The organism is Paraburkholderia sp. BL27I4N3 (assembly GCF_003386115.1).
Classification (GTDB): Bacteria; Pseudomonadota; Gammaproteobacteria; order Burkholderiales; family Burkholderiaceae; genus Paraburkholderia.
This window is the reverse complement of the sequence record NZ_QREJ01000001.1, coordinates 7778282-7802536: the sequence shown is the minus strand read 5'-3', so window position 1 is coordinate 7802536 and position 24255 is coordinate 7778282. Positions and strand designations below refer to the sequence as shown.

The window sequence follows — 24255 nt, the reverse complement described above, 5'->3', positions numbered from 1 at the left end:
TGAAGCTCCTTGCTTGGATGTTGCGTGGGCTGAGTGCGTGCGAGCCGCTTCGATTAAAAGACGCTAGGGCTCGTGGAGGACGGCGCCGTCGCGTGCAACGGTCGGCTTCGTCTGCATCTGCGAAGCGGACGGCGACACGTCGGCGGTCTGTGAAGGAGTGGAGAATTGCGCCCAGGCTGCTGCGGCGTTGGGTCGGAGGGAACGGTTGCGGCGATGCACGAGCACTGTCGCCAGATTCATCGCGGGTGCGAGCGGCCGGCTGACCAATGAGGCGCCTATTGCGGGCCAATGCGTGTCGATTGGCAATATGCCGACGCCGAGGCCGAGCTCAACCATGCGCAGCACCGCCGCGACATGTCCGAGTTCCTGCACCGGCCGTCGTTTAACGCCGTTCGCGTTGAAGGCGAGTTCGAGCGCCCCACGCACACCTGTGTCTGCGTTCAGCGTGATGAGCGCCCATTCGTGCAACTCGCTCCATGCAACACTCGCGTGGCGCGCAAGCGGATGCGCAGGCGGCATCACCGCATGGAGCGGTGTCGTGAAAACCAGTTGCGCGTGCAACAGGTCGCCGGCAAGCGGCTCGGCCATCGAGACCACACCGAAGTCCACCTCGCCCTGTTCGACGCTCGCGAGCACGCCGCTTTGAGGCTGATCCCTGACGGAGACAGCTAGCTCAGGAAAAGCCGCCGCGCAGCGCGCGAGTCCCTGCGCCACCCAACTCGACGACAACACCGGATTGCTGGCGAGCACCACCACGCCGGTGTGACCGTCGTAAGCCGCCCGCTCTTCGCGCAGCGTGAGTTCAATTTCATCGAGCAGGCGGCCAATTCTTCGCTCGAGGCTCGCCCCTGCGTGCGTCAGTTCGACCTGGCGCGTGGTACGGTCGAACAGCTTTAATTCCACGGCTTCTTCGAGTTCGCGCACGCAACGACTCACCGCCGACTGTGTCAAGTCGAACTCACGCGCCGCGCGCGTAAAACTCCGCTCACGCGCGACGGCGACAAATACCTTGAGTTGCTGCAACGAAACATTCATGACGTCACTGCCGGGTGTGGGCCATTCACCTATTCTCCTGTCTGCTCAGGCCAATGGCTCAAGCGCGAAGCCTTGCCGTTGCCGGCAACGGCCAGCACACCTTGCGGCTCATTGTGCGTTTCGATCCAGCGCGAGCGCATCGGCGCGAGTATGAACTTCGCGGAAATGCCCGCGACGATCGTCACGACGGCGGAGACGATGAACACGAGATTCCATCCGCCCGTCGCCGACAACACCGACGCGATCGGTACCAGCAACGAAGCCGTACCCTTGGCGGTGTACAAGGTGCCGGCGTTGGCTGCGGCATATTTGCTGCCGAAGGTATCGGCACAGATCGCCGGGAAGATCGAGAAGATTTCGCCCCAGAACAGGAAGATCAATGCGGCGAACGTCATGAACGCGTACGGGTTAGTGCCGTATTGCATCAGACCGAGCAACGCCAGGCCTTCGCCAATAAAGATCACGAACATCGTGTTTTCACGGCCGAGTTTGTCGGAGATGAAGCCGCACAGCGGACGCGTAAAACCGTTGCAGACGTTGTCGATGGAAAGCGTGGCGGTCAGCAGCGGCAAGGTCATGCCGAAGAGCGTCATCGGGATGCGTGCGAGGCCCCAGTCTTTCGCGATCGGACCGATCTGCGCGGTCGCCATCAAACCGCCCGCGGCCACGGCGACGAACGACACGTAGATCACCCAGAACACCGGCGTCTTGATCATCTGCCCGGGGGTGAAATCGACCTTCGACACGGCGAACTTCCTCTTCGGTGCGGCTTGCGAGCGCAAGTTCGGCTTCTTCAACAGCAGCGCAAGCGCGAGAATGCACCCGCCTTGAAGGATGCCGAAGAAAAAGAACGTATGCTCATAACCCGAACGCGTGATCATGTTGGCAATTGGAATCACCGTCACCGCGGCGCCCGCGCCGAAGCCCGCAGCGGTGAGACCCGCTGCAAGTCCGCGCTTGTCGGGAAACCATTTCAACGCATTGCCCACGCACGTGCCGTACACGCCGCCCGCACCGATACCGGCGATGACGGCGGAGACGTACAGCATCGGCAGGGTCGTGATGTACGAGTTCATCACCCACGCAACGCCCGCGCAAATCGCGCCGCCCGCGACTACGGGCCGCGGTCCGAACCTGTCGACGAGCCAGCCTTCGAGCGGCACAAGCCACGTTTCAGTGAGGATGAAAATCGCGAACGCAAGTTGAATGGATGCTTCGCCCCAGTGATGCCGCGCGTTCATCGGCGTGACGAACAACGTCCACGCATATTGAAGATTGGCCACCAGAGCCATGCACACCATGCCGATGACGAGTTGCCACCAACGGTTGCCCCAAAATGCGCGGCTCGTAGTCTGCTGACTGATATCGTCCATTCGCTTGTCTCCACTATTTGTCTGGTGCAGCCGGCTGGCGTCCCGCAGGAAATCGCCCTGCAACGCGCCGTACTGTATGCGTCCCACCTTATGTTATGACCCGAAAAAGCCGCGCTCTTCGGGAATATCTGATATTTGCGTCTTTAATTCGCTGCTTTAAAAATAGATCGACTTAAATCATCTCTTTGTGGGAATTTCTTTATTCCGATCAATTAATGCCTTTAACCGCGAGACGCCGGTTGTTTCGCCCATCAGGGCTCGCATCCAAGCGTTAACCCGAGTTTTTCGCCACGCGCTCCGGCGGCAATTCCGCTTTCTTATACAGAGCCATGCTAGGGTCATTGCTGAATTACTAATAATTAAAGTTTGTTATTATGTTGATTCACATTTGCTTATACATCGGTCATGACGATGCGGAATGCGACTCTGCGGCAACTGAAGGTTTTCGAAACGGTGGCGCGCCACCTGAGCTTCTCGCGCGCCGCCGAGGAATTGCACCTCACCCAGCCGGCCGTTTCCACTCAGGTCCGGCAACTCGAAGAACACGCCGGGCTGCCGCTGTTCGAACAACTCGGCAAAAAAATCTATCTGACGCCGGCCGGCACCGAAATGCTTCACTACAGCCGCGCGATCATTCAGCAGTTCCACGAAGTCGACGAAGCGATGAGTCAGCTCAAAGGCGTCTCCGGCGGCAAGCTGAATGTCGCGGTGATCAGTGCCGGCGACTACTTCTTTCCGCGGCTGCTGGCTGAATTCACGCGCCGTTACTCGGGCGTCGTGCTCAACCTCGCCGTGCACAATCGCGAGGAACTGCTGCATCAGCTGGCTACCAACCAGACCGATCTGGCGGTGATGGTGCGTCCGCCCCACGAGACCGATGCGACCAACGAGCCGTTTGCACCGCACCCGTATGTGATCGTGGCGGCGCCCACGCATCCGCTCGCCAATAAGCGCAACATCAAGTTCAGCCAGTTGGCGAACGAAGCGTTTATCGTGCGTGAGCGTGGCTCGGACACGTGGAATTCGATGGAAGAAGGCTTCGCCGGGCGGCTTGCCAACCTCAAGATCGCCATGGAGATCAAAAGCACCGAAACGATCAAGCAGGCCGTAATCGCTGGCATGGGTATCGCCTTTCTGTCCGCGCATACCATCAGCCTCGAATTGCAGCTCGGTCACCTTGTCGTACTCGATGTCGAGAGCTTTCCGGTCATGCTCAACTGGTACGTGGTGCATCGAAAGAACAAGCGACTGCCGCCGGTGGCAGTCGCCTTCAAACGCTTCCTGATGGAGGAAGGCGCGAATCTGATCGAGAAGATCACGCGCGTCAAGGAATTGAGCGTGTATAAGCAGTAGGCTATGAAGATCCAATGAAACTTTAACTATTGCAGATTCATCAGGACTTCTATGCTGCAAGCGAGTTCCATCACTCGTCTGCCCAGGAGTCCGGTCATGAATCACGCTTTGGTTGAGTCTCATCCCAGCGCACACACTGCCCGTGTTGCCGCGAACCATCCCGACGACGCCCACCTGAGCGCGTACAACGCCGCCTTCAGCGACCTCGGCCTGCGCTTCCGCTGGGACCGCGCCACCCTCGACGTGCTCAAGGAATTCAATAGCGAGGCGGCGCGGATCACTGCCTATATCGAGCGCTTTCACGCCCATCTGCATAGCGCATACGACGCCGACTTTCTCGCTCAAATGATTCTGCACAAGAAGGCGCAGTACTTCAGCGAGTTCGCGCCGACGGCCGATTGAGGGTGTTCGCGGGGTCACGGTCCCGCGACGCGTCACGCCCGTCCACCTGAAGGTGTGAGCATTCATGGCATTCGCCGTGTCGCGGCGCGAGCCGGCCGGCGGCGGTCGCACGCACGTTGCCGCACCTGGGCACTCACACCATTGCTGCCGTTTCGACGATACGGGTAGGCCGCCGTGCGTACGCAGTATGTCGTTATGTCGCGCAGCATCCAGCTCTGCTCTTCCCCGCCGCGCCATTCGATTCGTGCGAACAGCCCATGCTTGCCCATCGTCAGGCTATGACAGCGCGCGGCAAAGGCGAGTGTGCTCGAATCGTGACCATGCTCGTGGCTGTCGGAGTACTCGCGGCTGAGCATCAAATGTACGCCCATCGCACAAGCCAGCGCGCTCATCGCGAGGAGCGCGGCGAGTCCGAATGGCTGCGCCGGTTCGGTCACGAATCCGTAGCCAAGCCAGCCGCATAGTAACAGCGCAAACAGGTTGACGATGCCGTGCCCCGGACGCGCCACCACGCTGAGTTGCAGTGCGCCGCGCAGTTTGCAGAACGCGATGGCCGACGTGGCGAAGATCAGTGCGCCGATGAACACGGCGACACAGAGCTCGACGCGCTCGACATTCGCCTGCGCCGCCGACGACAGATAACGCGCGAAGCCGCCCGACATCACAGCGAGCCCCATGCTGCTGGCCAACAGCGCAACGAGGCGCGGGCGCCGCGTCAAGTTGCGCCGACGCACCAGCCACGCGCCGAGCACCGCGCCCGCCACGGCTGCGCCGACCACGCCGTCGCTCGCGCCTATGCCGGCTGCGAAAAGACCGGCGAGCGCGGCGGCCAATGCGCCCGCATGCCAGTCAGGACGGCGCTTCGGTCGCCGTTCGAGCGGCAGTTGCCCGACAGCGGCAAGCGCAACGGCCAACACCGAAGCAAACACCAGGGCCAGCGAACACCAGACGGTACTGTCATACGCTAGCGGCATGCGTGCTCCTTCGTACCGGAATGCATGGGCGCGATCCCAACGGATCGCGCAATCGGTCAAGCGTTCAGACAGCGCCTGCCACGGCCGGCTCCGCGCCTGCGGCGGCGCCCGCGCGCACGGCGCTCAAGGTGTTGCTCAGCGTGCCGATCCCGTCGACCGTGACCGTTACTGTCGCGCCATCCTTGATCGAACCGACGCCGACCGACGTGCCGCACGCGATCACATCGCCCGGCTCGAGCGTGAGATCCTGCGAGATCAGACTCACCTGCTCGGCGGGCGAGAAAACCATGTCGGCGAGCGGATAGTTCTGCCGCTCCACGCCATCGAGCATTGTGATGAGATGTGCCTGCTGCCAGTCGAAACCGGAGACGATCGCCGGGCCGACACAGCAGAACGTATCGAAGCCCTTCGCCCGGCACCATTGCGGAAAGTGCGGATTCTCGTTCAACAGATCGGCCGCGGTGACGTCATTCACGAGCGTGTAGCCGAAAATCGCTTCGGCCGCCTCTTCGACACTCGCATCGCGGCAGCGCCGTCCGATCACAATGCCGAGCTCGCCTTCATAGGCGATCTTGCCGGCATAGCTGAGCGGCCGCCTGATCGGCTCACCTGAACCGATCACCGAACCCGCGGGCTTCAACAAGAAAAGCGGGTGCGCCGGCACCGGTTTGTCGAGCTTCGCCGCCAGCGCGTGAAAGTTGTTCCACAGCGCGACGATCTTGCCGGGCGCGCACGGCGCGAGCGGCGTCAGTGCGCGCGTCGACAGCACCGCGCCAGTCGGCACCGGGTGCTCCAGACCTTCATACTCGTGCAGATAGCCACCCTCCACACGGCCGAACACGACGCCGCCGTCGCTCGACATGAACCGCATCCATGTATCCATACGTCGCTCCCTGTTTACGTGGATCGGGCCTAGATCGCGCCGGCGGTGCGCAGCGCACTGACCTGCTCGGGCGAATAGCCGAGTTCGGCCATGACTTCGTCGGTATGTTCACCCAGCAACGGTGAGCGCGTGACCTCGGTCGGGCTGTCGGACAGTTTGATAGGATTGCCAACCGTCAGATACTTGCCGCGAGTCGGATGATCCACTTCGACAATCGTGCCGGTTTTGCGCAACGACGGTTCTTCGGCGATTTCCTTCATCGACAGAATCGGTCCGCACGGAATGTCGTACTTGTTCAGAATCTGCATGGCCTCGAACTTGGTCTTCGTCATGGTCCAGCGTTCGATCTCGGCGAAGATATCCTTAAGATGCGGCAGACGCGCGGCGGGCGTTGCATAGTTGGGATCCGTGGCCCACTCTTCCTTGCCGATCACATTGCAGATCTTCGCCCAAACCGGCGCCTGCGTGATGAAGTAGATATACGCGTTCGGGTCGGTCTCCCAGCCCTTGCACTTCAGGATCCAGCCCGGCTGACCGCCGCCCGACGCATTGCCCGCACGCGGCACCGCTTCGCCGAACTCTCCGTTCGGATACTGCGGATACTCTTTCATCACGCCGGTACGTTCGAGCCGCTGCTGGTCGCGCAGTTTCACGCGGCACAGGTTGAGCACGCCGTCCTGCATCGCGGCGAGTACGCGCTGACCGCGTCCGCTGTGTGTGCGCTGATAAAGCGCCGTGACGATACCGAGCGCCAGATGCAAGCCGGTGCCGCTGTCGCCGATCTGCGCGCCCGTCACGACCGGCGGGCCGTCGTCGAAGCCGGTGGTCGAGGCCGCGCCGCCCGCGCATTGCGCGACGTTCTCGTAGACCTTGCAGTCCTCGTACGGCCCAGGACCGAAGCCTTTTACCGACGCGACGATCATGCGCGGATTCAGTTCCTGAATCCGCTCCCACGTGAAGCCCATGCGGTCCAGCGCGCCTGGCGCGAAGTTCTCGACCAGCACGTCGCATTTCTGGATCAGCGCCTCGAGCACCTGCTTGCCTTCAGGATTCTTCGTATCGATCGTGACGGAGCGTTTGTTGTGGTTAAGCATCGTAAAGTAGAGGCTGTCCACATCGGGAATATCGCGCAGCTGCTCGCGCGTGATATCGCCCGCGCCCGCCCGCTCCACCTTGATGACATCCGCGCCGAACCATGCAAGCAGTTGCGTGCAGGTAGGCCCGGATTGCACATGCGTGAAGTCGAGAATGCGCACACCGTCGAGTGCTTTGCTCATGTCCTGTCTCCTGTGTCGACCAAGGCTTGCGCATCAGCGCCTTACTCTGGTCCTGAGCAACGTAGTTGTTGAAAGGGCGTCTACTTGTAATTTCCTGGCAATTTCGGGGCGTTCTCCGCGGCGCTGACTATGTATGCGGCTTGTCTTCGCGGCAAAAAACGTTGGCTCTGTCTCTTGATGCGAGTGAGACACCGGCATCGGCTTTCGGTCCGCATCTTTTGATATATCACATACCATATTTTTCAGACCGTCAAGCGAGGTTTATCCCGCATTCGCCGGGAAGCCGCGCGCCGCCTGCGTTCGACACAAATAAAAAAGGCCCGCGGTGTCTGCACCGCGGGCCCTTCCTGTCCTACTCATCCGTCAAACGCCGCCTCGCGAGGCCGCCGCGTCAGTCCAGAAAATCGCAATTCGCCTCGACGAACGCCGCCAGATCCAGCGAATGCTGACGGGTGAGACGCTCGGCCAGTTCGGTATCGCGCTTCTCCAGCGCTTCGATAATGCGCAGATGATCGACGATCGAGCGCGATGCGCGGTCGCTCTGCGAAATGGTCATGCGGCGAATCGCGCGCACGTGGATGAAGATGTTCTTGATCGTGTCGAGAATGATCTGCGACTTGGACAACTCGACAATCGCCTGGTGAAACGCAATGTTGGCGTCCGAATACTCGGCGATGTGTTCAGCCGGCGTCGCGTCGCGGAAGTTGTCGAACATGTGGCGCAGACGGGCGATCTCCTCGTCCGTGGCGTGCAGCGTGGCAAGACGCGCCGCCATGCTTTCGAGCGCGGCCCACATCTGGATCATCTCGACGATTTCACGCTTGCTCTTGCGCACGATATAGATGCCGCGGCGCGGCACCATGCGCAGAAAACCTTCCTGTTCGAGCAGCGTCATGGCCTCACGCACCGGCGTGCGGCTAACGCCGAGCGACTCGCTCAGCACCCGCTCGTCGAGACGGATTTCCTCACGGTTCTGATAGATGTCCGCGTCGGCAATGGCCTGGCGGAGCATCGCATACGCCTGATCGCGCAAACTCGCGCTCGCGCCGATCGGCTGCAATGACAACGTCAACGGTGTGGCCACTGCTTCAGTTTGAAGTTCTGACGACATTCATCGCCTCTTGTTGAACATGCGCACGATACGGTCTTGCTACTGCCACGCGTTGCTCGCCCAAGCCGACGAAGCGGCCATGTTGCGCTGCAAGCTGCGCGACCGGCTGCGGAATCCAGCGGGTCAACAGCACAGTGGCGGCAGAGCCTAAACCGACAACAGCAATGGCAAACAGCGAGAGAGGAACAACTTCCATTTGTAACTCCGAATGATTGAGTGAAGGAATAACTCAATCATATGCTGCAATGCCGCAAAAATCAATATTCCGTATGTAGTATATCAGTCGCTGTTGTTTTTAGGATTATCTGCTCACGGTAGCACGGGCCGCTCCGGGGTGTTCGGCCAAGCGGGCCGACGTGGCAAAAGATGCCGAAGTCCGGCTGCCGTCCTGTGAGAATCCGGTAGCTTATTCCGGACAACGCCACCATCAGGCCGCGATTCGACAGATTACGGTCGTGTTTCATCAGGCAAACGCCATATGTATTTGCATCTCATATTGCCAAGGGCTTGATCGCCCCCTATCGTTCGACGAAGTTGATTTCGTCGCGAATCCGAGCACGCCATATGCAATGAAAATACATATATTGGCGGCATCGAAAACCGCAATTTTTACGCCACAAGACCTAAAGCATTCTTGTGCAAGGCCGATAACAACTAATTCGTCACCGGGAGACCGACCATGAGCAGCATCACCGAGCCGAGCGGGAATTCAGGCTCCGCCCCCTTCTTTTCCAAGCAGGCCACCGTCGCGAAGCCAGGCTTTTCGCGCTGGATGGTTCCGCCCGCGGCCCTTGCCGTTCACCTCTGCATCGGCCAGGCGTACGCCTTTTCCGTGTTCAACGGTCCGTTGACAAAAGTCATCGGCATCACGCAATCGACTGCTGACGACTGGTCGCTGACCTCGCTCGGCTGGATCTTCTCGCTGGCGATCGTGTTCCTCGGTTTGTCGGCGGCCTTCGCCGGCAAGTGGCTCGAACGCGTCGGCCCGCGCCGCACGATGTTTACCGCCGCATGCTGCTTCGGCGGTGGATTCCTGGTTTCCGCGCTCGGCGTATATCTGCATCAGATCGTGCTGCTCTATCTCGGCTACGGCGTGATCGGCGGAATCGGGCTCGGCCTCGGCTACGTGTCGCCGGTGTCCACGCTGATCCGCTGGTTCCCGGATCGCCGCGGTATGGCGACCGGCATGGCGATCATGGGCTTCGGCGGTGGCGCGATGATCGCCGCGCCGTTGTCCGTGGCGTTGATGAATCACTTCCGCAGCGCGACCAGCATCGGCGTGGCCGAAACGTTCGTCGTGCTCGGCATTGCGTATTTCATCTCGATGACGATCGGCGCACTCGCGATCCGCGTGCCGCCGGCGGACTGGAAGCCGGCCGGCTGGACGCCGGGCGCCACGAATCAGAACAAGATGATCTCGCGCAATCACGTGCATATCGATCAGGCGTTGAAGACGCCGCAGTTCTATCTGATCTGGCTCGTGCTGTTCCTGAACGTGACGGCCGGCATCGGCATTCTCGGCCAGGCCTCGGTGATGATTCAGGAGAGCTTCAAGGACACGGTGTCGGCAGCCGCGGCGGCCGGTTTCGTCGGCCTGCTGTCGCTCTTCAACATGGGCGGCCGTTTCGTGTGGGCGTCGGCGTCGGACTGGATCGGCCGTAAGAACACGTACTTCATCTTCTTCGCGCTCGGCGCAGTGCTGTACTACCTCGTGCCCGGTTTCGCGGCGTCGGGCCACATCGCCCTTTTCGTGCTCGCCTACTGCGTGATCCTGACGATGTACGGCGGCGGCTTCTCGACCGTGCCGGCTTATCTCGCCGACATGTTCGGCACGGCGTTCGTCGGCGGCATTCACGGGCGTCTGCTGACGGCGTGGGCCGCGGCGGGCGTCGCCGGTCCGGTGCTGGTGAACTACATTCGCGCTTATGAAGTCGCGCAAGGCGTCGCCAAGGCGGACGCGTACACGATGACCGTTCACATCATGGCCGTGCTGCTGGTAGTCGGCTTCGTCTGCAACCTGCTGATCAAGCGTGTGGACGACAAGCACCACATGACCGACGCACAACTCGCCAAAGGCGCTTAAGGAGACTCGCATGTCGACCATTCAAGCAGTGAATCAGACCAGCAAGGTCAAACTTGCCGTCTTCTGGCTGTATGTGACACTGCCGCTGGCATGGGGCGTGGTCAATACGCTCTCGCAGGCGATGAAGCTCTTCAAGTAAATGTCGTTCGGCACCCCGCGCGCTCGGACGTGCGCGGTGCCTCTGCAGCGAGTGTCACTCGCTGACTGTCTAGCGGCGCGTTTCAAGCACGCCGATTTCCCGCCGCCCCGCTACCACTGATACGCCGCCCCGGCCGTGACCGCAGTGGTGGCGGAACTGATGCCCGCGCCGAGTTTCACCTTCAAACTCTGTGTGACGCGCGCCGAAAGACCCACCGCCACCGCCTGATAGCCTTTGTAACCAGCCGTTCCGACGCCGATTGCGAGGTTCTTCGTGGCATCGACTTCGGGGATCGAGGTCAGCGCCAGCGCCGATGCCGTTCCGGAGTACGCGCTGCGCGCCATGTCGCTCAAACCGCCCTGGAACTGCTGCATGTTGACGGCGTCGGTCGGCCCCTGCCCCGCCGCGACGTTGGTAATACGGCGCTCGCTGCCGGACGAGCCTACCGACACCGTGTTGGTCACATCGGCCACCGAGCCCTCGCCGATTGCGACCGAATTCGGCGCCGATGCTTTGGCGCCACCGCCGATCGCCACAGAACCGTTGCCGATTGCCTGCGCAGCGTTACCCGAACTATTGACGGCAACATAGGGCGTGCCGCTGGTCTGGTTGTTCCGCACCACGTTGATCTGCTGGCTAAGCGTGCTGACAGTCTGGTTGGTGGTCCAGAGTTGCGCTCCTGTCACCGCGTCGGTACTGGTGGCCGATAGCGTGCCGTCCTGCAGATTGGTCAGTTGGACTTTCGGCGCATTGGCCACCGCGCCGCCGAGCGTGATTCGGTCATGCGCCGAACTGTCGTACTGCACCGCATTCGCAACCGCGCCGCCAAGGTTGCCGACGGTGGTTTGCAGACCGGCAATATCGCTGCTGTTCTGCGTCACGCGCCCGTCCAGGTTGGTGATCGCGCCGCCGACATTGTTCACGACCGTGCCGCCCACGCTATACGACGGCGCCGAGACCGAACCGTCCGCGTTGACGGTCGCCCCGCCGCCGAGCGCCACCGCCGTGCTCGCCGCCTGCGCGTACAGCTGCGAGCCATTGACCGCGTTGCTGCTGGCCGGCCCCACCGCGCCGGCTGCCACGCCTGTGACGACGCGGTTGCCCGCCGTGCCGGCCATGTCGATCAGCTTGCCGTCCGTGGTCGCACCGACGTTGATGACGCGCGACACGGGATCCTGCGTGACCATCCCAATACCGCCGCTCTGCATGCTTTGCTGCAAGGTGTTGAGGCCGGTGTCGAGCGAGTCGAGCGCGTTGCCGACGGTGGTTTGCGTACCGCCCTGCATGTGATAGCTGGGGCCGGTCAGCGAACCGTCGGCGTTGATCTGTGCGCCGCCGCCCAGCGCGGCCACCATCGGTCTGAACTGGCCGAGACTGACCGCGGAGGCATCCGTGGTGCCGGCCGCAATGCCCGTTAACTCCCGTGCGCCGCCGGTCCCGGTGAAATCGACGCGAGCGCCGTTCGTGTCCTTCGCCACCGTGAGATTACGCGAGGTCTGATCCTGCTGAACCAGCCCGATCTCGCCATTGCTGATCTGGTTCGTGATGTTGCTCACGTCGCCTTCGATCGTCGTGGTGCGCTGATCGAGGCTGCTGATATTCGTGGTGTTGTCCGTGGTGCGCTGATCGAGATTGCTGATATTCGTCGTGTTATCCGTGACCCGTCGATCGAGGTTGCTGATATTCGTCGTGTTGTCCGTGACGCGCTGATCGAGATTGCTGATATTCGTCGTGTTATCCGTGACCCGTCGATCGAGGTTGCTGATGTTCGTCGTGTTATCCGTGACGCGCTGATCGAGGTTCGTGATGCTGCCGGTGTTCTGCGCGATGGCCTGATTGGTGGCGAACAGTTGCGCGCCGTTGACGGCGTCCGAACTGCCGGCGGCAAGATTCGCGGCGCGCACGTTGGTGAGCCGGACCGGCGCGCTACTGCTGCCTAGCGTGACGGTATCGTGAGAACTCGAATCGTACTGAACGGAATCGGCGCTGGCCTGGGTGGTGGTCGTGACGACGGCTGCGAGCGCCGAGCCGACATCGTTGTATATCCTCCCACCGACTTTATAGACGGGCTTCGCAATCGTTCCGTCAGCAGCAACGTCGGTCCCGCCTCCCAGCACGCCCGCCATGCCCTTCAACTGCGAGACGTTAGTGGCATCGCTGCCCTGGGTGCCGGCCGCGACATTGGCGATCTGCCGTTGCAGCGTGGCGCTGCCGATTGAGACGGTATTCGCCCGGTCCGCGGAGGAATCCGCACCCAACGCAACCGATCCCGCTGCCGTGGCCGTCGCGCCGGAACCAAACGCGATTGCCTTCGTGGCGGCCTCCGCGATAAAGGCGCCGCTACCCGCCGCGATCGAGTTCGCCGCGTTCGTCTGGACGCTCGTCCCGATCGCCAATGCGTTGACGTTCTGAACGGCTGCGTTATAGCCGATTGCAACACCGTTCTCTGCAAAATTGTTGCTTGTCGCACCAGCGCCCACCACCGTCGCATTCGGTGCCAACGCAGCGGCTCCCGCGCCGACGGCGGTCGTATTGACGCGCGCCGCGCCCGAACTGGTGCCAACGGCGAGTGCGTTATTGTCGATGGCCATCGCGCCGACGCCGATCGCCATTGCGTTCTCGCCTCCCGACGCGGACGTCGTCAAAGCGGGTGTCGTGAACTGACTGACGGCAATGAATTGAGTGACGGGTACGGGATCAGCCAGCGCAGCAGTTGCAAGCGTTAGCGTTTTTGAACGGTTCACGTTGGACTCGGGCGTTTGGCCGACAGTCGCCGGATCGGCGACATCCCATTCGACAGGCGCATTCATGAGTGGGTTGGGCGACTCCCCGGCCGCTTTCGCTGGCAAAGCCATCACTAACGTCCCAAACAGACTGGTGCCGACGGCTAGCAGTGCGCTATAGCCCGCAACCCCTCGCCCACCACGGCCTTTCGTCACCTCGGACCCCGCCGCGTATGTGCGGGTCGTGCTATTCCATACGGTCTCATAAGACTTGTTCAACATTCCTCCCAATCTTTTATAGAAGATCCAAAGCACCAGGATTTTTACTATGTCATCCTAATTATTTAACGCGATCCAATAGAAACTTAAGACAGCGTGACTACCTGGTCACGACCACAAAGTCGCCGAGCACAAATATACCGTGTAAAGCGATTTTTTAGCTTATATTGGAAAAACGGCATAACGCGTTTAAGACCAAAAATGCCAAACGTCTTATATCGCGCTCATTATTTCTAGGCACTTCTAAGAAGAAATTTTGACTATTCCGAATCAGCGCACGAGGCAGCGCTAATTCCGTTCGAAGTTCTCAAACGGGACGAAAATCGACCGCAACGGGTCTACCCTCGGCAGTCAAACGGAAGTCATACGGGAGAACAACACGTGAAGAAGCGTGAACTGATAGAGCGGGTGACGCTATTCCCAGGCAGATCTATCAGCCACCCGCGGCCTCCAGACGCATCGGAAAACTGATCTCGAAGATCGTCCCCTCGCCTTCGTGCGAGTCGAAGCGAATCTCGCCCTGCAGCACCCGGCACAGTTCCTTGACGATCGCGAGGCCCAGGCCCGCGCCCGGAATGTCCTCGTCCGTGGCGCGCTCGAACTCCTTGAACACGCGCTCGCGGTCCGACGCGCCGATGCCCACGCCCGTATCCGATACGCGCAGACGCCAGCGATCGTTTTCCATCGCCGTCATGCTCAATTCGACCTCGCCCGCCTTGGTGTATTTGGCCGCGTTGGTCAACAGGTTCAGCGCGACCTGTTTGAGTTTGAGACGGTTGGAGACGACCACGTCCAGCGCGCCGTCGAAGGCGGTCTGAAGCTGCAGCCCTTTCGCTTCGATCGTGCTTTCGCAGGAGATCACCAGTTCGTCGAACAGCTCGCGCAGTGCGAAGCTTTCCAGCACGAGCGGACTGTCGTCGCCGAGCACCACCGAGTATTCGACCAGTTCGTCGACCAGCGTTTTCATATCGGCCGCCTGACGGTTCGCCAGCGCGAGCGCGGTCTCGATTTTGGCCGGCGCGCGGCCGATCAGTTGCAGCGCCATCGAAAACACATTGAGAAAGTTGCGCAGATCGTGCACGACGCTGCGCGTGATCTGCATGCGCGACTCGTACAGGTCGCCGACCAGCCGTTGCTTGAGCGTCAGCTCGTGATTGGCGCGCTCGAGGCGCTCGGTATAGTCGTCGATCGTGCGGTCGCGTTCGTTGACGACCTCGCGAATCGACGTCAGCGTGACAAAGCTCACGGCTTCGTCGATGAAGTGCCGCGCCCGCTCCTCGTGACGCCGCGTGAAATACGGCCGCGCTTCGCTGAATTCGACGATCGCGCCGGTCAGCATCTGCCTGAACAGATCGAGCTCGCGCACCAGTTCGTCGATCCGGTAGCCTTGCTTCCAGCGCAATTTGCCGTGCAGGCGCGCGTCGCGTTCGATCGCGCTCTCGACGTGGTCGAGATCCTGGCTCTCCAGCACGCTGCAGATTTCGTCGAGGATATTCGGGATGTGATCGGCCAGTTGTTCGTAGGTCAGCCGGTCAGATTCGGTCAATTCTGCGTCATGAAAGACAGCCTTCATCCAGCGTTCGGTCAGTTCGACCTGTTGCAGGCGCAACTGTTTGGCGAAAGCGGTGAGCGGCAGTACGTGCGAGTCTGTCATGTGGGAGACCTGGCGCCGCATGGCGGCGAAAATAGGTGTTCCGCGCCGTCCCAGCAACACTACCTTCGGGACATACTTAACGCGACCGCATGGACTGCAAACCGCGCTCAGGAGGCAATGGTGAGCGCTGCGCAAGCCGCCCGGGCGCCTCCAGTATGCGCGATTTATGGAACAAAAATTAACCAGGGTTAGGACGTGTCCGCCCGGCTCGTCCCAAAGAAGGAAGTCCGGGAGGTTGCCACCCGGAGGCCATCCCCTTGCGCGAAACTGCGCCGCCGCTTCAGATCTTTTCGAACAGCACGTCCTGCGCGCCTTCCCACAGCACTTTGGTGCCGAGCTCGCGCAGCTTCTCCTTGCCTTCGACGATCGTCAGGAAGTGATTGCCCGCGAGCTGCCCCATCTTGCTCGCGAAGCAGCACGAACCGTACGCGAGAATGATCTCGGTTTCGCTGTAGCCGCCGGGATAAAACAGGATATCGCCGACCGACGGATGGCTCGTATGGTTCTCGAAGCCGACCGCGTTGCCGTCGTTTTCGAGCTTGAAGTCGCCGAGCGGCACCCAGCATCCTTCGCCGCTCCAGCGCACGTGAATGAGCTTTTGCCGGTACGGCAGGAGCTTCAGGAACGCGGCCACGGTTTGCGGTGCGTCCGGGTGGGTTTCGGCGGTAAAGACATGGCCGCAGGAGGTGATTCGGAGTCGGTTCATCGCCAGGTTTCCAGTGTGAAGGTGAAGGGAACGGTCGGTCGGAGCAGTTGACGCAGGGCGGGGGCCAAGCCGCGGGCACATGATTCTGTCGTCCGATGCAAGGCTTCGACAGATACAGTTGCTGTCCGACTGGTCAGTCCAGTTGGCCCCGTGCCAATGTTTTGAGCGAATTACGCCCGGCAAGCCACATCGGCACACGCATGCCAGGTCCAACCACCTCGCCGCCACGAAAGTTCGTAGTTTGCAAGCTGCGCAATGCACAGCACACTGCGCGATGTGCGTGACTCGCCGAAAGCGGCTCATCGGTTGAATCTTCCGGCGACCCGATCTTCTCCGCGGTCGGAGTCAGGGCGGCAGCACTGGCCGGCGGCGAAAGCGGCGAGGGGCGAGGCGCTCTCATCAGGCTGCCTCGAATCGTCCACTGCCGTCCCGCCATTGCCGCGCTGACCAGCCGGCCACTTCCAGCCGCGCAATCCGTACTTCAGCCGCGCAGCCGGTAAGCGAGCGGCGTTACGCCGTAGCCACGCTTGAACTGCACGGAGAAATGACTGGCATTCTCGAAACCAACCGCGATCGCAATCTGCAGCACGGTTTGACCGGTGGCACGCAACAGCCGCGCGGCTTCCTCGAGCCGCAAGCGCGATACATACTGATGCGGCGTCTCGCCGGTCTCGCGGCGAAACACCCGCGCAAAATGGAAACTGCTTAGCCCCGCCTGCGCGGCCAGTTCGCTGATCGCCAGATCACCATCGAGATTGGCGCGAATGTAATCGGTTACACGGCGGACCCGGCGCGGCACGAGGCGCTCCGGGCGCGCCGGCGTTGCGGCGGGCCCGGGACGGCCGCGCGCATAGTGCTGCAACAGATGCGCGGCTAGCGCGTGGACCAGCGCATCGACATACAGACGCGAGTCGGACGGATCGGCGGCGGCGCGATGCAATGCAGAAAGCATTGCGGCGATCAGCGGATCGCGAAACTGCATCGCGTCGCCGAGGGACAGCTCACGGGAGCCGCCCAGTTCCATCTGCTCGGCGACGCTATCGACCAGGCTGCGCTCGAGGTGCAAATGGACGGTCGACAGCGGCGCATCGCTGATCGAACGCCAGCGCCAGGAGATCGGCGCGGGCGGCACGAACCAGACGTCGCCCATATGCAGATCGGCGCTTTCCCAGCGGCCGTCCAGGTTGCGTTCGAGATGCTCGGCGCCGCTCGCGAGCGTCATCAGCGTGAGGTCCTGCAAGCCGGGCGCTTCCAGCAGCTCCTGCTCGGCCGGTTCGAGATACGAGCGCAGCACCAGGTGCCGCCACGGGCGATCCACGCTCGACACCAGTTTCTGGCCCGCCATGTAGCGGTCGTAGGCGAGCGTCGTTGTGAGTTTTGGAATTCGTACCATCACGTCCATTCCCAGGGAGGTGCCATATGAAGAGTGAACCCTGCCATGCCCGCGTTGCCGATTCTCTATCGCAGCAAGAACTCAAAAATGATAGCAAGGAACCGGCTACCGCAATTTCTGGAAATAGCTAATCATTCAGGTTGTCGTCTTTCACGCGTTTCGAACGCTGGAGCTACCGTTTCATGGAACACGAATGCGATACGGTGCCGCACTGGTTGACCGGTTCGCCGCAAGGTGAAGCCGGGCACGCGTCGGCAGCATACAACTCGGCGGTTGCCGCCCAACCGGCTTACCCGGCCGGCACACGGCAACTCGAGAAATCAGCCCACGCGGCTGAAGCATCCAGGGCACCCAACCGCACCGCAACAGGCGTGGCGCCCGCAGGCTTTCTCACGCTCTTCACCGAGGAGGAGATCGGCACGCCCTCGCCCGCCGCGCGGCGCGCCGCACCCGTCATCAGTCCGCTGGTGCGCTTTGGCAGCGCGCAGGACCGCATCGAATTCGTGCGGCGGCGCATCAGGCAACTGGGCTTCGACTCGTTCAGCTATACGGCCACGCGGACGTCGGCGCATCACAAGACGATGTTCGTGCTGACCAGCTACGAGTCGCAGAACTGGCTCACGCGTTATTTTCGCGAGCGGTATTTCGAGCTCGACCCGCGCGTGGCCCTCGCCTCGCCGACCGGCATGCCGTTTCTCTGGAACACAGCCGATATGCGCGCCGACCTGCCGCGTGCGCAAATGCGCAGCGAACGGCTCGGCGGGCTGATCGACATGCTGGAGGCGACCGGGCGCAAAAGCGGCATTCTCACGCAGATGCCGCTGCCCGAGCCGGAACTGAGCGCGAGCCTGTGCTTCAACTCCGAGATCGGCAATCCGCGCTGGATGACCGAGTCGATCGTGGCCGAAACGCTGATGTTCGCGCACACAATCCACGAATTTATCTGGACGCACGCGAAGAGCGTGATCGGCATCGCGCCCGCGCAGCAGCAACGCGTGACGCTGAGCGAATTGCAGCATGCGGTGCTGAAGGCGGTCGTGCAGGGTCAGCGAGACAAGGAGATCGCCTACTTCCTTGGGCTGTCGCCGCATAACGTCGATTACCACTTGCGCCGTCTGCGCCAGTTGTTCAACGTGCGCAACCGCGTGCAGTTGATCAATGTCGCGCAGGCTTATGTGACGTAGAGGCTGGCAAAGCTCAGAGCCGGCACGCAAACGCGTGCCGGCCACTCGGAAGCCGGTTGCGATCGCACCGCGCTTGCTGGGCTGACGCCTGCATGCGCGCGCCCATGCCCTCAGGTCTTGAGCCGATAACCCGTCTTGAAGATCCACGCGACGATCAACAAAAACACGGCCAGAAACAGTGCGGTCATGCCGAGACTCACCTCGACATTCACATCGGCGAGACCATAGAAGCTCCAGCGAAATCCGCTGACCAGATAGACGATCGGATTGAACAGCGTCACGACCTTCCAGAACGGCGGCAGCATATTGACCGCATAGAAACTGCCGCCGAGAAAAGTCAGCGGCGTGATGATCAGAAGCGGCACGAGTTGCAGCTTCTCGAAACTATCCGCCCAGATGCCAATAATGAAACCGAGCAAACTGAACGTCACCGCCGTGAGCACGAGAAACAGGATCATCCAGAAAGGATGCTGCACTTGCAGCGGCACGAACAAGCCCGCAGTCGCGAGAATGATCAGCCCGAGCAGGATCGATTTGGTGGCCGCCGCGCCCACATAACTCACGACGATTTCTAGATACGACACCGGCGCCGACAACAACTCGTAAATGGTGCCGGTAAAGCGCGGAAAGTAAATCCCGAACGAAGCGTTCGAAATGCTTTGCGACAGCAGCGACAGCATGATCAAGCCCGGCACGATGAAGGCGCCGTAACTGATGCCGTCCACTTCCTTGATGCGCGAACCGATCGCCGCGCCGAACACGACGAAGTACAGCGAAGTCGAAATCACCGGCGCGATAATGCTCTGCATCAGCGTGCGCCAGGTGCGCGCCATCTCGAACTTGTAGATGGCGCGAATAGCGTAGATATTCATTGGTTACCTCGGAGCAGACTGACAAAGATGTCTTCGAGCGAACTTTGGGTCGTGTGCAGGTCCTTGAAGCGGATGCCGGCGTCGTCGAGCGCCTTGAGCAGCGCGATGATGTCGGTGCGCCCGCCCTCGCCTTCGTAGGTGTAAATCAGTTCGTTGCCGCCCTTCGCGACGTCGAGCCCGTAACCGGCGAGCGAGGCCGGCACTTGCTCGAGCGGGCTTTCTAGTTGCAGCGTCAACTGCTTCTTGCCGAGCTTGCGCATCAACTCCGTTTTCTCTTCGACCAGCATGATTTCACCCGCACTGATCACGCCGATGCGATCGGCCATTTCCTCGGCCTCGTCGATATAGTGCGTGGTCAGGATGATCGTCACGCCGCTCTCGGCGAGCGAGCGCACCAGCTTCCACATGTCGCGACGCAGTTCTACGTCCACGCCCGCGGTCGGCTCGTCGAGGAACAGCACGCGCGGCTCGTGCGAGAGCGCCTTGGCGATCAGCACGCGCCGTTTCATGCCGCCCGAGAGCGTGATGATCTTGCTATTGCGCTTTTCCCATAGCGAGAGGTCGCGCAACACCTTTTCGACGTAGGCCGGATTTTTCGGCTTGCCGAACAGCCCGCGGCTGAACGAGACGGTCGCCCAGACGGTTTCGAAGGAGTCGGTGGTCAACTCCTGCGGCACGAGGCCGATCAGCGAGCGCGCACCGCGGTAGTCGGTTGCGATGTCGCGGCCGTCCACCGTCACGCTGCCGGCGCTGGCGTTGACAATGCCGCAAATGATGCTGATAAGGGTCGTTTTGCCCGCCCCGTTTGGCCCGAGCAAAGCGAAGATTTCCCCGCGGTTGATCGCCAGATTGATGTTTTTAAGTGCATGAAAACCGGTGGCATAGGTTTTCGACAGGTTCGTGACTGAGACGATTGGCTGCATGGAATCGACGATGGCAGACACCGTTGTTTGATTAGAGGGAGCGATGCTAAAGCAGCATCGCACCCGCAATGTAAAGGAAAGTGGGAAAGCGTGCAGCGCATCACGGCAGTGCGCCGGAAGCGCGCGGGGTCGAGGCAGGGATGGAAGCGCGCCGCACCGGCACGGCAAAAGGCGCAAGTTGACCGGCTTCGCTGCAGTGCAAAATAGTTCGGTTTCCAAAGCGGTTTGGTCGCGCGACGCCGGGAACGCCTCCTGCTCGATTGCAGGCAGTGCCGCCGCGGCGCCTGTCCGAGCAAAACGCGCTCGAGCGAGGCACACCGCTTGCGGCAGTCCATGCATGCAAGTGACAGGCGCTTGCGTGACATTAGACCGACTCTATGGAGGTGAACCATGAAACGCATTACCAGGACGATTTTCGCTTCGGCACTCGTGATGGCATTGTCGGGCGGCGCTTATGCGCAGGCAGGCGGCGGCGCGGGAGGGGCCGGCGGCGGTGCGGGTGGTGGCGGCACCGGCGTGGGTGCGGGCGGCGGCACGACCGGCGGCGCGGGTGGGACTGCCACACCGGGCACGGGCGCCGGGTCGATGAAAAGCCCGAGCGAGTCCGGCTACGGCTCGCCGGGTGTGACCGGCACCGGTGGCGGTATGGGCACCGGCACGGGGGCGACACCCAACAGCCCGTCGATGAACCGCTCGAACAGCGGCATGAGCAATGGCATGAACAAAGGCACGAACAAAGGCATGAGCAACGGGACCGGTAATGGCATGAACAACGGTGCCGGCGGCACGATGCAGAACGGCCAGTAACACAGGCGTCGTTAGATTGACCGGTTCAGTTTCGAACGGGGCGGCAGCGCTGATGTAAAGCATCGCCGCCCTCTTTTTTTGAAGCGTCGATCACGCGTTCATCCACCGGGGGCTCGGATCACGCACGCGAGTCATTCCTCTTGCGAGGCATTTTTTCACTAACTACCGTTCACGGCTCCGCGCAAACGAAACTGTTGGCGGAATTCACATTGCCTTTGCCGACATAGCGCGGAAACAACGGATAGCGGCACAGCGGACGCGAGCGCCCATTGGTCGCCGCCGCGATATCGGTTGCCGTCAGCGTCTCGGGCGATGCCCCGCGAGTCACCCAATTGTCGAGCGCGCCCAGCAGATCGACCGATGGAATGAACACGCCGCTGCCGTGCTGGAATCCCGGCACCATGTACAAGCGCATGAAACTATTGACCTGGTCGATGCCGAACCTCGCCACCAGCCTGTCGTAATAAGCGATGGTCTGGTTCGGGCTGATGACCTCGTCGGCGAGGCCTTGCAGCGTGATGAGCTTGCCGCCGCGCGCGATGTAGCGCGTGAGGTCGGGGTTCATCGCGCCGATCGTCTGCGACAGCGCGACCAGTTGCGCGCGATATTTGCCGGGGTGTTGCGGGTCGAACCTGAGCGAGTCGAAGCCGGCGTCCCGCGCGACGAAGTAGCGGATATAGCCGTCGCCTTGCGCGAACAGGTAGCCGTTGGCAAAAAACGTCGGCACCGGCAAGCGCTCCGGCTGATGCGCAAGGCCGAGCAGGCCGGTCAGATGCGTGCCCTGAAAAATGTTGTAGCCGCGATAGCCGTCGACATCCCACGCCAAACGGTAGGGCAAGGAGAGCCCGTCGCGCATCACGAGCAAAGTGGAGAGTTGCGTGTTGGTGAGGCATTCATCGTGCGAAGGCGTGCGTCCGCTGCAGCGCAACGAATCGATGATCTCCGCCTCGCGCTCACGGCATGCGGCGACGTCGCTGACAATGCCGTCCGCCGCGCCGTCGAGCCGGTCGCACGCGGCGAGCGTGCGTTGATAGACGTGTTCGAGCAGCATCGGTGGAATGAAGCCGCCGGGCGTGCTGTATTCCGCCTGGCCGAGTTTCACGCCCAGCAGACGTACGCCAGTGAAATTGAGCGCGGGCGAATTCGCGATCACGCCGTCGTAATCGTCGGGATAGCGCTGCATCACGGTGTAGCCTTCGCGGCCGCCGGTCGAACCGCCGGCGAAATACATGCGTTGCGGCGGCCGGCCGTATGCGCGGACAATCAGCGCAAGCGCGGCATCGTGGGTTTTCTTCAGATGCGCAAAGCCGAAGTTGGTGACCGCCTCGTCAACGAGGCCGAACACCGCCACCGATGAATCGCCGACGTGCCCTGAGTCGTCGCCGAAGGTTGCATAGCCTTGCGCGAGCGGCGCGCGGTTCGGCGAAAACGGCATCACGCCGGTGCCGCTCACCACCACGCCGTTGTAACCGCCTCCACCAATCTGCAACGCGCGGCCGTTCCAGCGGCGCGGCAAATTCAGATCGAAACGGATATCCGGCGTCGTGGCGCTGAACCCTTTGATGCGGCCGGTGATACGGCAATACTCGCCGCCTTGCTGATTGCCGGGTGCGGTCGCGCTCACCATCGCCGCGCTTTCGATCTGCACGCCGGCAGTGGGCAACGCAATCAGTTCGGGTTGCAGGACGGCACCCGCCAATTCCGCACAGCGCATGGCGAGCGGCGCTTCCGCGAGCGCCGGCTGAGCAGCAAGCCACAACATCGCGCCGACAATGCGGATGACCGCGCGCGAGTTTCGCGCGACACGCGCACAGCGCCGCCGCGACCTCATCCGTAACCCGCGCCATTGGCGACCGCAGCCGACTTCTGCCCTTTCCAACCGTTCCAGCCGCGCGCGATCATCAGCACGGCGCCGATAGCGACGAGATCGCCGCCCAGACCGATCAGCACGCCGCGAAAGCCATGAAACATATGCGGCGTCGCCGTATCGACGATCAGCGAAACGAGTGTGCCCGCAACGAAACACACGAGCCCCGTGCGGCCGACGGTCACCACGGCAGGCAGCCGCCGCGCGAGCCACGCGATGCTGCCCAGACGCACGAACTGTGCGGCGAGCCAGGCTATGACGATGAAGTTGATCACGCGGTCAGGAGACAGATTCTGTTTAAACGCGCCGGGCAAAGGTTGCGTCAGCACGAAGAGTTTGACGATAGCGAACGCCAGCACTGCGACCACCGCGACTCGCGTGAACCAGCGCGCGGTACGGGTTGCGTGAAAGCGCTCGCTGATGGGCTGCACCCGGCAGAGAATCCCGAGTACGAACATCAGTTGCCATGCAAACGGATTAAAAGCCCAGGCGGCCACATCGTCAATGCTGAATAATGCGGCCAACGGCCGGGCCAGCGCCCAGATCAGCAAGCTCAGGCTCACCGCCATGAGCGGCGAACGCCGCGCCAGCGGCACCGCGAACGGCACGCTGAGCGCGAAGACCACGTACATGGGCAATACGCTCGACAGATAAGGCTGGCGCCGCAGCAGCATGATATCGAAAGCGTCGCGCAGCGGCTGAACCGCAAAAGGCGGCCAGCCGGTGAGCTCCACCATGGGACGGTTCAGATTCAGCGTTGCGAGAACGGCGCCGGACAGCAGCGTCAAGACCGCCGTCAACAGATAGGCACGGTAGATTTCCCAGCAGCGCCGCATGAAGCGCATCTTCGCCGCGTTCTCGCCGCGGCCCGCGAGCACCGCCGTGTACGCCGCCGCCGATGCATAGCCGCCAAGAAACACGAACACTTCCGCCGAATCGCACAACGCGTAGGCATGCAGCATCAGATGCGACAGCGTGCTGCCGGGAATGTGGTCCAGCACGATGACGATCAGCACGACGCCGCGGAAGAAGTCCACTTCGATCGAACGCCCTCCAGGAGGACTTCCATCGGGGCAGCCGCGACGGGTTTCCATTCAGGTTCTCGCAGGAGAGACGCACGCATGCCGCGCGTCGTTTTTCGTAGAAACACCATGACAATAAAACGTTCCCAGCGAGGCTGCGCAGATCAACGCCGCGCGCTGACAACCCGCCTCTAA

General features: G+C 61.7%; 21 protein-coding genes. 6 read left to right on the top strand and 15 right to left on the bottom strand.

Features of this window, described 5'->3' with window-relative positions; genetic code table 11:
- Positions 1-63 precede the first annotated feature (63 nt).
- Positions 64-1035: a LysR family transcriptional regulator gene (locus tag B0G71_RS35375; RefSeq protein WP_116147773.1), complete on the bottom strand. Its 972-nt coding sequence runs from the start codon at positions 1033-1035 to the stop codon at positions 64-66.
- Between the two features lie 29 nt (positions 1036-1064).
- Positions 1065-2408 carry an oxalate/formate MFS antiporter gene (oxlT, locus tag B0G71_RS35370; protein ID WP_116147771.1) on the bottom strand — a complete coding sequence of 448 codons (1344 nt, stop codon included), beginning with the start codon at positions 2406-2408 and terminating at the stop codon, positions 1065-1067.
- Between the two features lie 405 nt (positions 2409-2813).
- Here oxlT and B0G71_RS35365 point away from each other — a divergent pair, with 405 nt between their 5' ends.
- Together B0G71_RS35365 and B0G71_RS35360 are read left to right on the top strand one after the other, a co-directional pair.
- A complete protein-coding gene (locus B0G71_RS35365) occupies positions 2814-3761 on the top strand; it encodes a LysR family transcriptional regulator (protein WP_012427868.1) in 948 nt (315 codons plus the stop codon).
- A 96-nt stretch (positions 3762-3857) separates the two neighbouring features.
- Positions 3858-4163 carry a hypothetical protein gene (locus tag B0G71_RS35360; protein ID WP_116147769.1) on the top strand — a complete coding sequence of 102 codons (306 nt, stop codon included), beginning with the start codon at positions 3858-3860 and terminating at the stop codon, positions 4161-4163.
- Between the two features lie 62 nt (positions 4164-4225).
- Here B0G71_RS35360 and B0G71_RS35355 read toward each other — a convergent pair whose 3' ends face one another.
- The 5 genes from B0G71_RS35355 to B0G71_RS35335 all read right to left on the bottom strand — a co-directional run bounded on the left by B0G71_RS35355 (position 4226) and on the right by B0G71_RS35335 (position 8604).
- Positions 4226-5137 carry an NAD(P)(+) transhydrogenase (Re/Si-specific) subunit beta gene (locus B0G71_RS35355; protein ID WP_116147767.1) on the bottom strand — a complete coding sequence of 304 codons (912 nt, stop codon included), beginning with the start codon at positions 5135-5137 and terminating at the stop codon, positions 4226-4228.
- Between the two features lie 64 nt (positions 5138-5201).
- Entirely contained in the window at positions 5202-6020 is an 819-nt protein-coding gene (locus B0G71_RS35350; protein ID WP_116147765.1) for a fumarylacetoacetate hydrolase family protein, read from the bottom strand.
- A gap of 29 nt (positions 6021-6049) precedes the next feature.
- Positions 6050-7297, bottom strand: a complete 1248-nt coding sequence (gene frc / locus B0G71_RS35345; protein ID WP_106282483.1) for a formyl-CoA transferase — start codon at positions 7295-7297, stop codon at positions 6050-6052.
- A gap of 391 nt (positions 7298-7688) precedes the next feature.
- A complete protein-coding gene (locus tag B0G71_RS35340) occupies positions 7689-8408 on the bottom strand; it encodes a GntR family transcriptional regulator (protein WP_012427873.1) in 720 nt (239 codons plus the stop codon).
- Positions 8386-8604: a hypothetical protein gene (locus tag B0G71_RS35335; RefSeq protein ID WP_106282484.1), complete on the bottom strand. Its 219-nt coding sequence runs from the start codon at positions 8602-8604 to the stop codon at positions 8386-8388. Before B0G71_RS35335 ends, B0G71_RS35340 begins: the two co-directional genes overlap by 23 nt.
- 483 nt (positions 8605-9087) lie before the next feature.
- Here B0G71_RS35335 and B0G71_RS35330 point away from each other — a divergent pair, with 483 nt between their 5' ends.
- Both B0G71_RS35330 and B0G71_RS35325 read left to right on the top strand, forming a co-directional pair.
- On the top strand, positions 9088-10491 hold the full coding sequence (locus B0G71_RS35330) for an OFA family MFS transporter (RefSeq protein ID WP_116147763.1): 1404 nt from the start codon (positions 9088-9090) through the stop codon (positions 10489-10491).
- A gap of 10 nt (positions 10492-10501) precedes the next feature.
- Positions 10502-10630, top strand: coding sequence for an oxalate:formate antiporter (locus tag B0G71_RS35325; protein ID WP_106282486.1), 129 nt, complete (start codon positions 10502-10504; stop codon positions 10628-10630).
- 110 nt (positions 10631-10740) lie between these two features.
- Here the strand turns inward: B0G71_RS35325 and B0G71_RS35320 are convergent, their stop codons facing one another.
- The 4 genes from B0G71_RS35320 to B0G71_RS35305 all read right to left on the bottom strand — a co-directional run bounded on the left by B0G71_RS35320 (position 10741) and on the right by B0G71_RS35305 (position 17394).
- A complete protein-coding gene (locus tag B0G71_RS35320) occupies positions 10741-13635 on the bottom strand; it encodes a YadA-like family protein (RefSeq protein WP_116147761.1) in 2895 nt (964 codons plus the stop codon).
- A gap of 430 nt (positions 13636-14065) precedes the next feature.
- On the bottom strand, positions 14066-15286 hold the full coding sequence (locus B0G71_RS35315; protein WP_116147759.1) for a sensor histidine kinase: 1221 nt from the start codon (positions 15284-15286) through the stop codon (positions 14066-14068).
- A 280-nt stretch (positions 15287-15566) separates the two neighbouring features.
- Complete coding sequence (locus tag B0G71_RS35310) at positions 15567-15992, bottom strand: DUF3830 family protein (protein ID WP_116147757.1); 426 nt, start codon at positions 15990-15992, stop codon at positions 15567-15569.
- 481 nt (positions 15993-16473) lie between these two features.
- Entirely contained in the window at positions 16474-17394 is a 921-nt protein-coding gene (locus B0G71_RS35305) for a helix-turn-helix domain-containing protein (RefSeq protein WP_181916881.1), read from the bottom strand.
- Between the two features lie 173 nt (positions 17395-17567).
- Between B0G71_RS35305 and B0G71_RS35300 the strand changes: the two genes are divergently transcribed.
- On the top strand, positions 17568-18569 hold the full coding sequence (locus B0G71_RS35300; protein ID WP_116149162.1) for a LuxR family transcriptional regulator: 1002 nt from the start codon (positions 17568-17570) through the stop codon (positions 18567-18569).
- 110 nt (positions 18570-18679) lie between these two features.
- Here B0G71_RS35300 and B0G71_RS35295 read toward each other — a convergent pair whose 3' ends face one another.
- Both B0G71_RS35295 and B0G71_RS35290 read right to left on the bottom strand, forming a co-directional pair.
- Positions 18680-19441, bottom strand: coding sequence for an ABC transporter permease (locus B0G71_RS35295; protein WP_106282490.1), 762 nt, complete (start codon positions 19439-19441; stop codon positions 18680-18682).
- Complete coding sequence (locus B0G71_RS35290; RefSeq protein ID WP_106282491.1) at positions 19438-20364, bottom strand: ABC transporter ATP-binding protein; 927 nt, start codon at positions 20362-20364, stop codon at positions 19438-19440. Before B0G71_RS35290 ends, B0G71_RS35295 begins: the two co-directional genes overlap by 4 nt.
- A 390-nt stretch (positions 20365-20754) precedes the next feature.
- Between B0G71_RS35290 and B0G71_RS41585 the strand changes: the two genes are divergently transcribed.
- A complete protein-coding gene (locus B0G71_RS41585) occupies positions 20755-21171 on the top strand; it encodes a hypothetical protein (protein WP_181916880.1) in 417 nt (138 codons plus the stop codon).
- A 169-nt stretch (positions 21172-21340) separates the two neighbouring features.
- Here B0G71_RS41585 and B0G71_RS35280 read toward each other — a convergent pair whose 3' ends face one another.
- Together B0G71_RS35280 and B0G71_RS35275 are read right to left on the bottom strand one after the other, a co-directional pair.
- Positions 21341-23002: a tannase/feruloyl esterase family alpha/beta hydrolase gene (locus B0G71_RS35280; RefSeq protein ID WP_116147752.1), complete on the bottom strand. Its 1662-nt coding sequence runs from the start codon at positions 23000-23002 to the stop codon at positions 21341-21343.
- Positions 22999-24132 carry an OpgC domain-containing protein gene (locus B0G71_RS35275; protein WP_116147750.1) on the bottom strand — a complete coding sequence of 378 codons (1134 nt, stop codon included), beginning with the start codon at positions 24130-24132 and terminating at the stop codon, positions 22999-23001. The genes B0G71_RS35280 and B0G71_RS35275 overlap by 4 nt, the downstream gene beginning before the upstream one ends.
- Positions 24133-24255: the final 123 nt, after the last annotated feature.

Excerpts from the sequence above, each read along its gene's own strand:
- B0G71_RS35375 (WP_116147773.1), bottom strand. The coding sequence starts at position 1,035 with ATGAATGTTTCGTTGCAGCAACTCAAGGTATTTGTCGCCGTCGCGCGT.
- oxlT (WP_116147771.1), bottom strand. The coding sequence starts at position 2,408 with ATGGACGATATCAGTCAGCAGACTACGAGCCGCGCATTTTGGGGCAAC.
- B0G71_RS35365 (WP_012427868.1), top strand. The coding sequence starts at position 2,814 with ATGACGATGCGGAATGCGACTCTGCGGCAACTGAAGGTTTTCGAAACG.
- B0G71_RS35360 (WP_116147769.1), top strand. The coding sequence starts at position 3,858 with ATGAATCACGCTTTGGTTGAGTCTCATCCCAGCGCACACACTGCCCGT.
- B0G71_RS35355 (WP_116147767.1), bottom strand. The coding sequence starts at position 5,137 with ATGCCGCTAGCGTATGACAGTACCGTCTGGTGTTCGCTGGCCCTGGTG.
- B0G71_RS35350 (WP_116147765.1), bottom strand. The coding sequence starts at position 6,020 with ATGGATACATGGATGCGGTTCATGTCGAGCGACGGCGGCGTCGTGTTC.
- frc (WP_106282483.1), bottom strand. The coding sequence starts at position 7,297 with ATGAGCAAAGCACTCGACGGTGTGCGCATTCTCGACTTCACGCATGTG.
- B0G71_RS35340 (WP_012427873.1), bottom strand. The coding sequence starts at position 8,408 with ATGTCGTCAGAACTTCAAACTGAAGCAGTGGCCACACCGTTGACGTTG.
- B0G71_RS35335 (WP_106282484.1), bottom strand. The coding sequence starts at position 8,604 with ATGGAAGTTGTTCCTCTCTCGCTGTTTGCCATTGCTGTTGTCGGTTTA.
- B0G71_RS35330 (WP_116147763.1), top strand. The coding sequence starts at position 9,088 with ATGAGCAGCATCACCGAGCCGAGCGGGAATTCAGGCTCCGCCCCCTTC.
- B0G71_RS35325 (WP_106282486.1), top strand. The coding sequence starts at position 10,502 with ATGTCGACCATTCAAGCAGTGAATCAGACCAGCAAGGTCAAACTTGCC.
- B0G71_RS35320 (WP_116147761.1), bottom strand. The coding sequence starts at position 13,635 with ATGTTGAACAAGTCTTATGAGACCGTATGGAATAGCACGACCCGCACA.
- B0G71_RS35315 (WP_116147759.1), bottom strand. The coding sequence starts at position 15,286 with ATGACAGACTCGCACGTACTGCCGCTCACCGCTTTCGCCAAACAGTTG.
- B0G71_RS35310 (WP_116147757.1), bottom strand. The coding sequence starts at position 15,992 with ATGAACCGACTCCGAATCACCTCCTGCGGCCATGTCTTTACCGCCGAA.
- B0G71_RS35305 (WP_181916881.1), bottom strand. The coding sequence starts at position 17,394 with ATGGACGTGATGGTACGAATTCCAAAACTCACAACGACGCTCGCCTAC.
- B0G71_RS35300 (WP_116149162.1), top strand. The coding sequence starts at position 17,568 with ATGGAACACGAATGCGATACGGTGCCGCACTGGTTGACCGGTTCGCCG.
- B0G71_RS35295 (WP_106282490.1), bottom strand. The coding sequence starts at position 19,441 with ATGAATATCTACGCTATTCGCGCCATCTACAAGTTCGAGATGGCGCGC.
- B0G71_RS35290 (WP_106282491.1), bottom strand. The coding sequence starts at position 20,364 with ATGCAGCCAATCGTCTCAGTCACGAACCTGTCGAAAACCTATGCCACC.
- B0G71_RS41585 (WP_181916880.1), top strand. The coding sequence starts at position 20,755 with ATGAAACGCATTACCAGGACGATTTTCGCTTCGGCACTCGTGATGGCA.
- B0G71_RS35280 (WP_116147752.1), bottom strand. The coding sequence starts at position 23,002 with ATGAGGTCGCGGCGGCGCTGTGCGCGTGTCGCGCGAAACTCGCGCGCG.
- B0G71_RS35275 (WP_116147750.1), bottom strand. The coding sequence starts at position 24,132 with ATGGAAACCCGTCGCGGCTGCCCCGATGGAAGTCCTCCTGGAGGGCGT.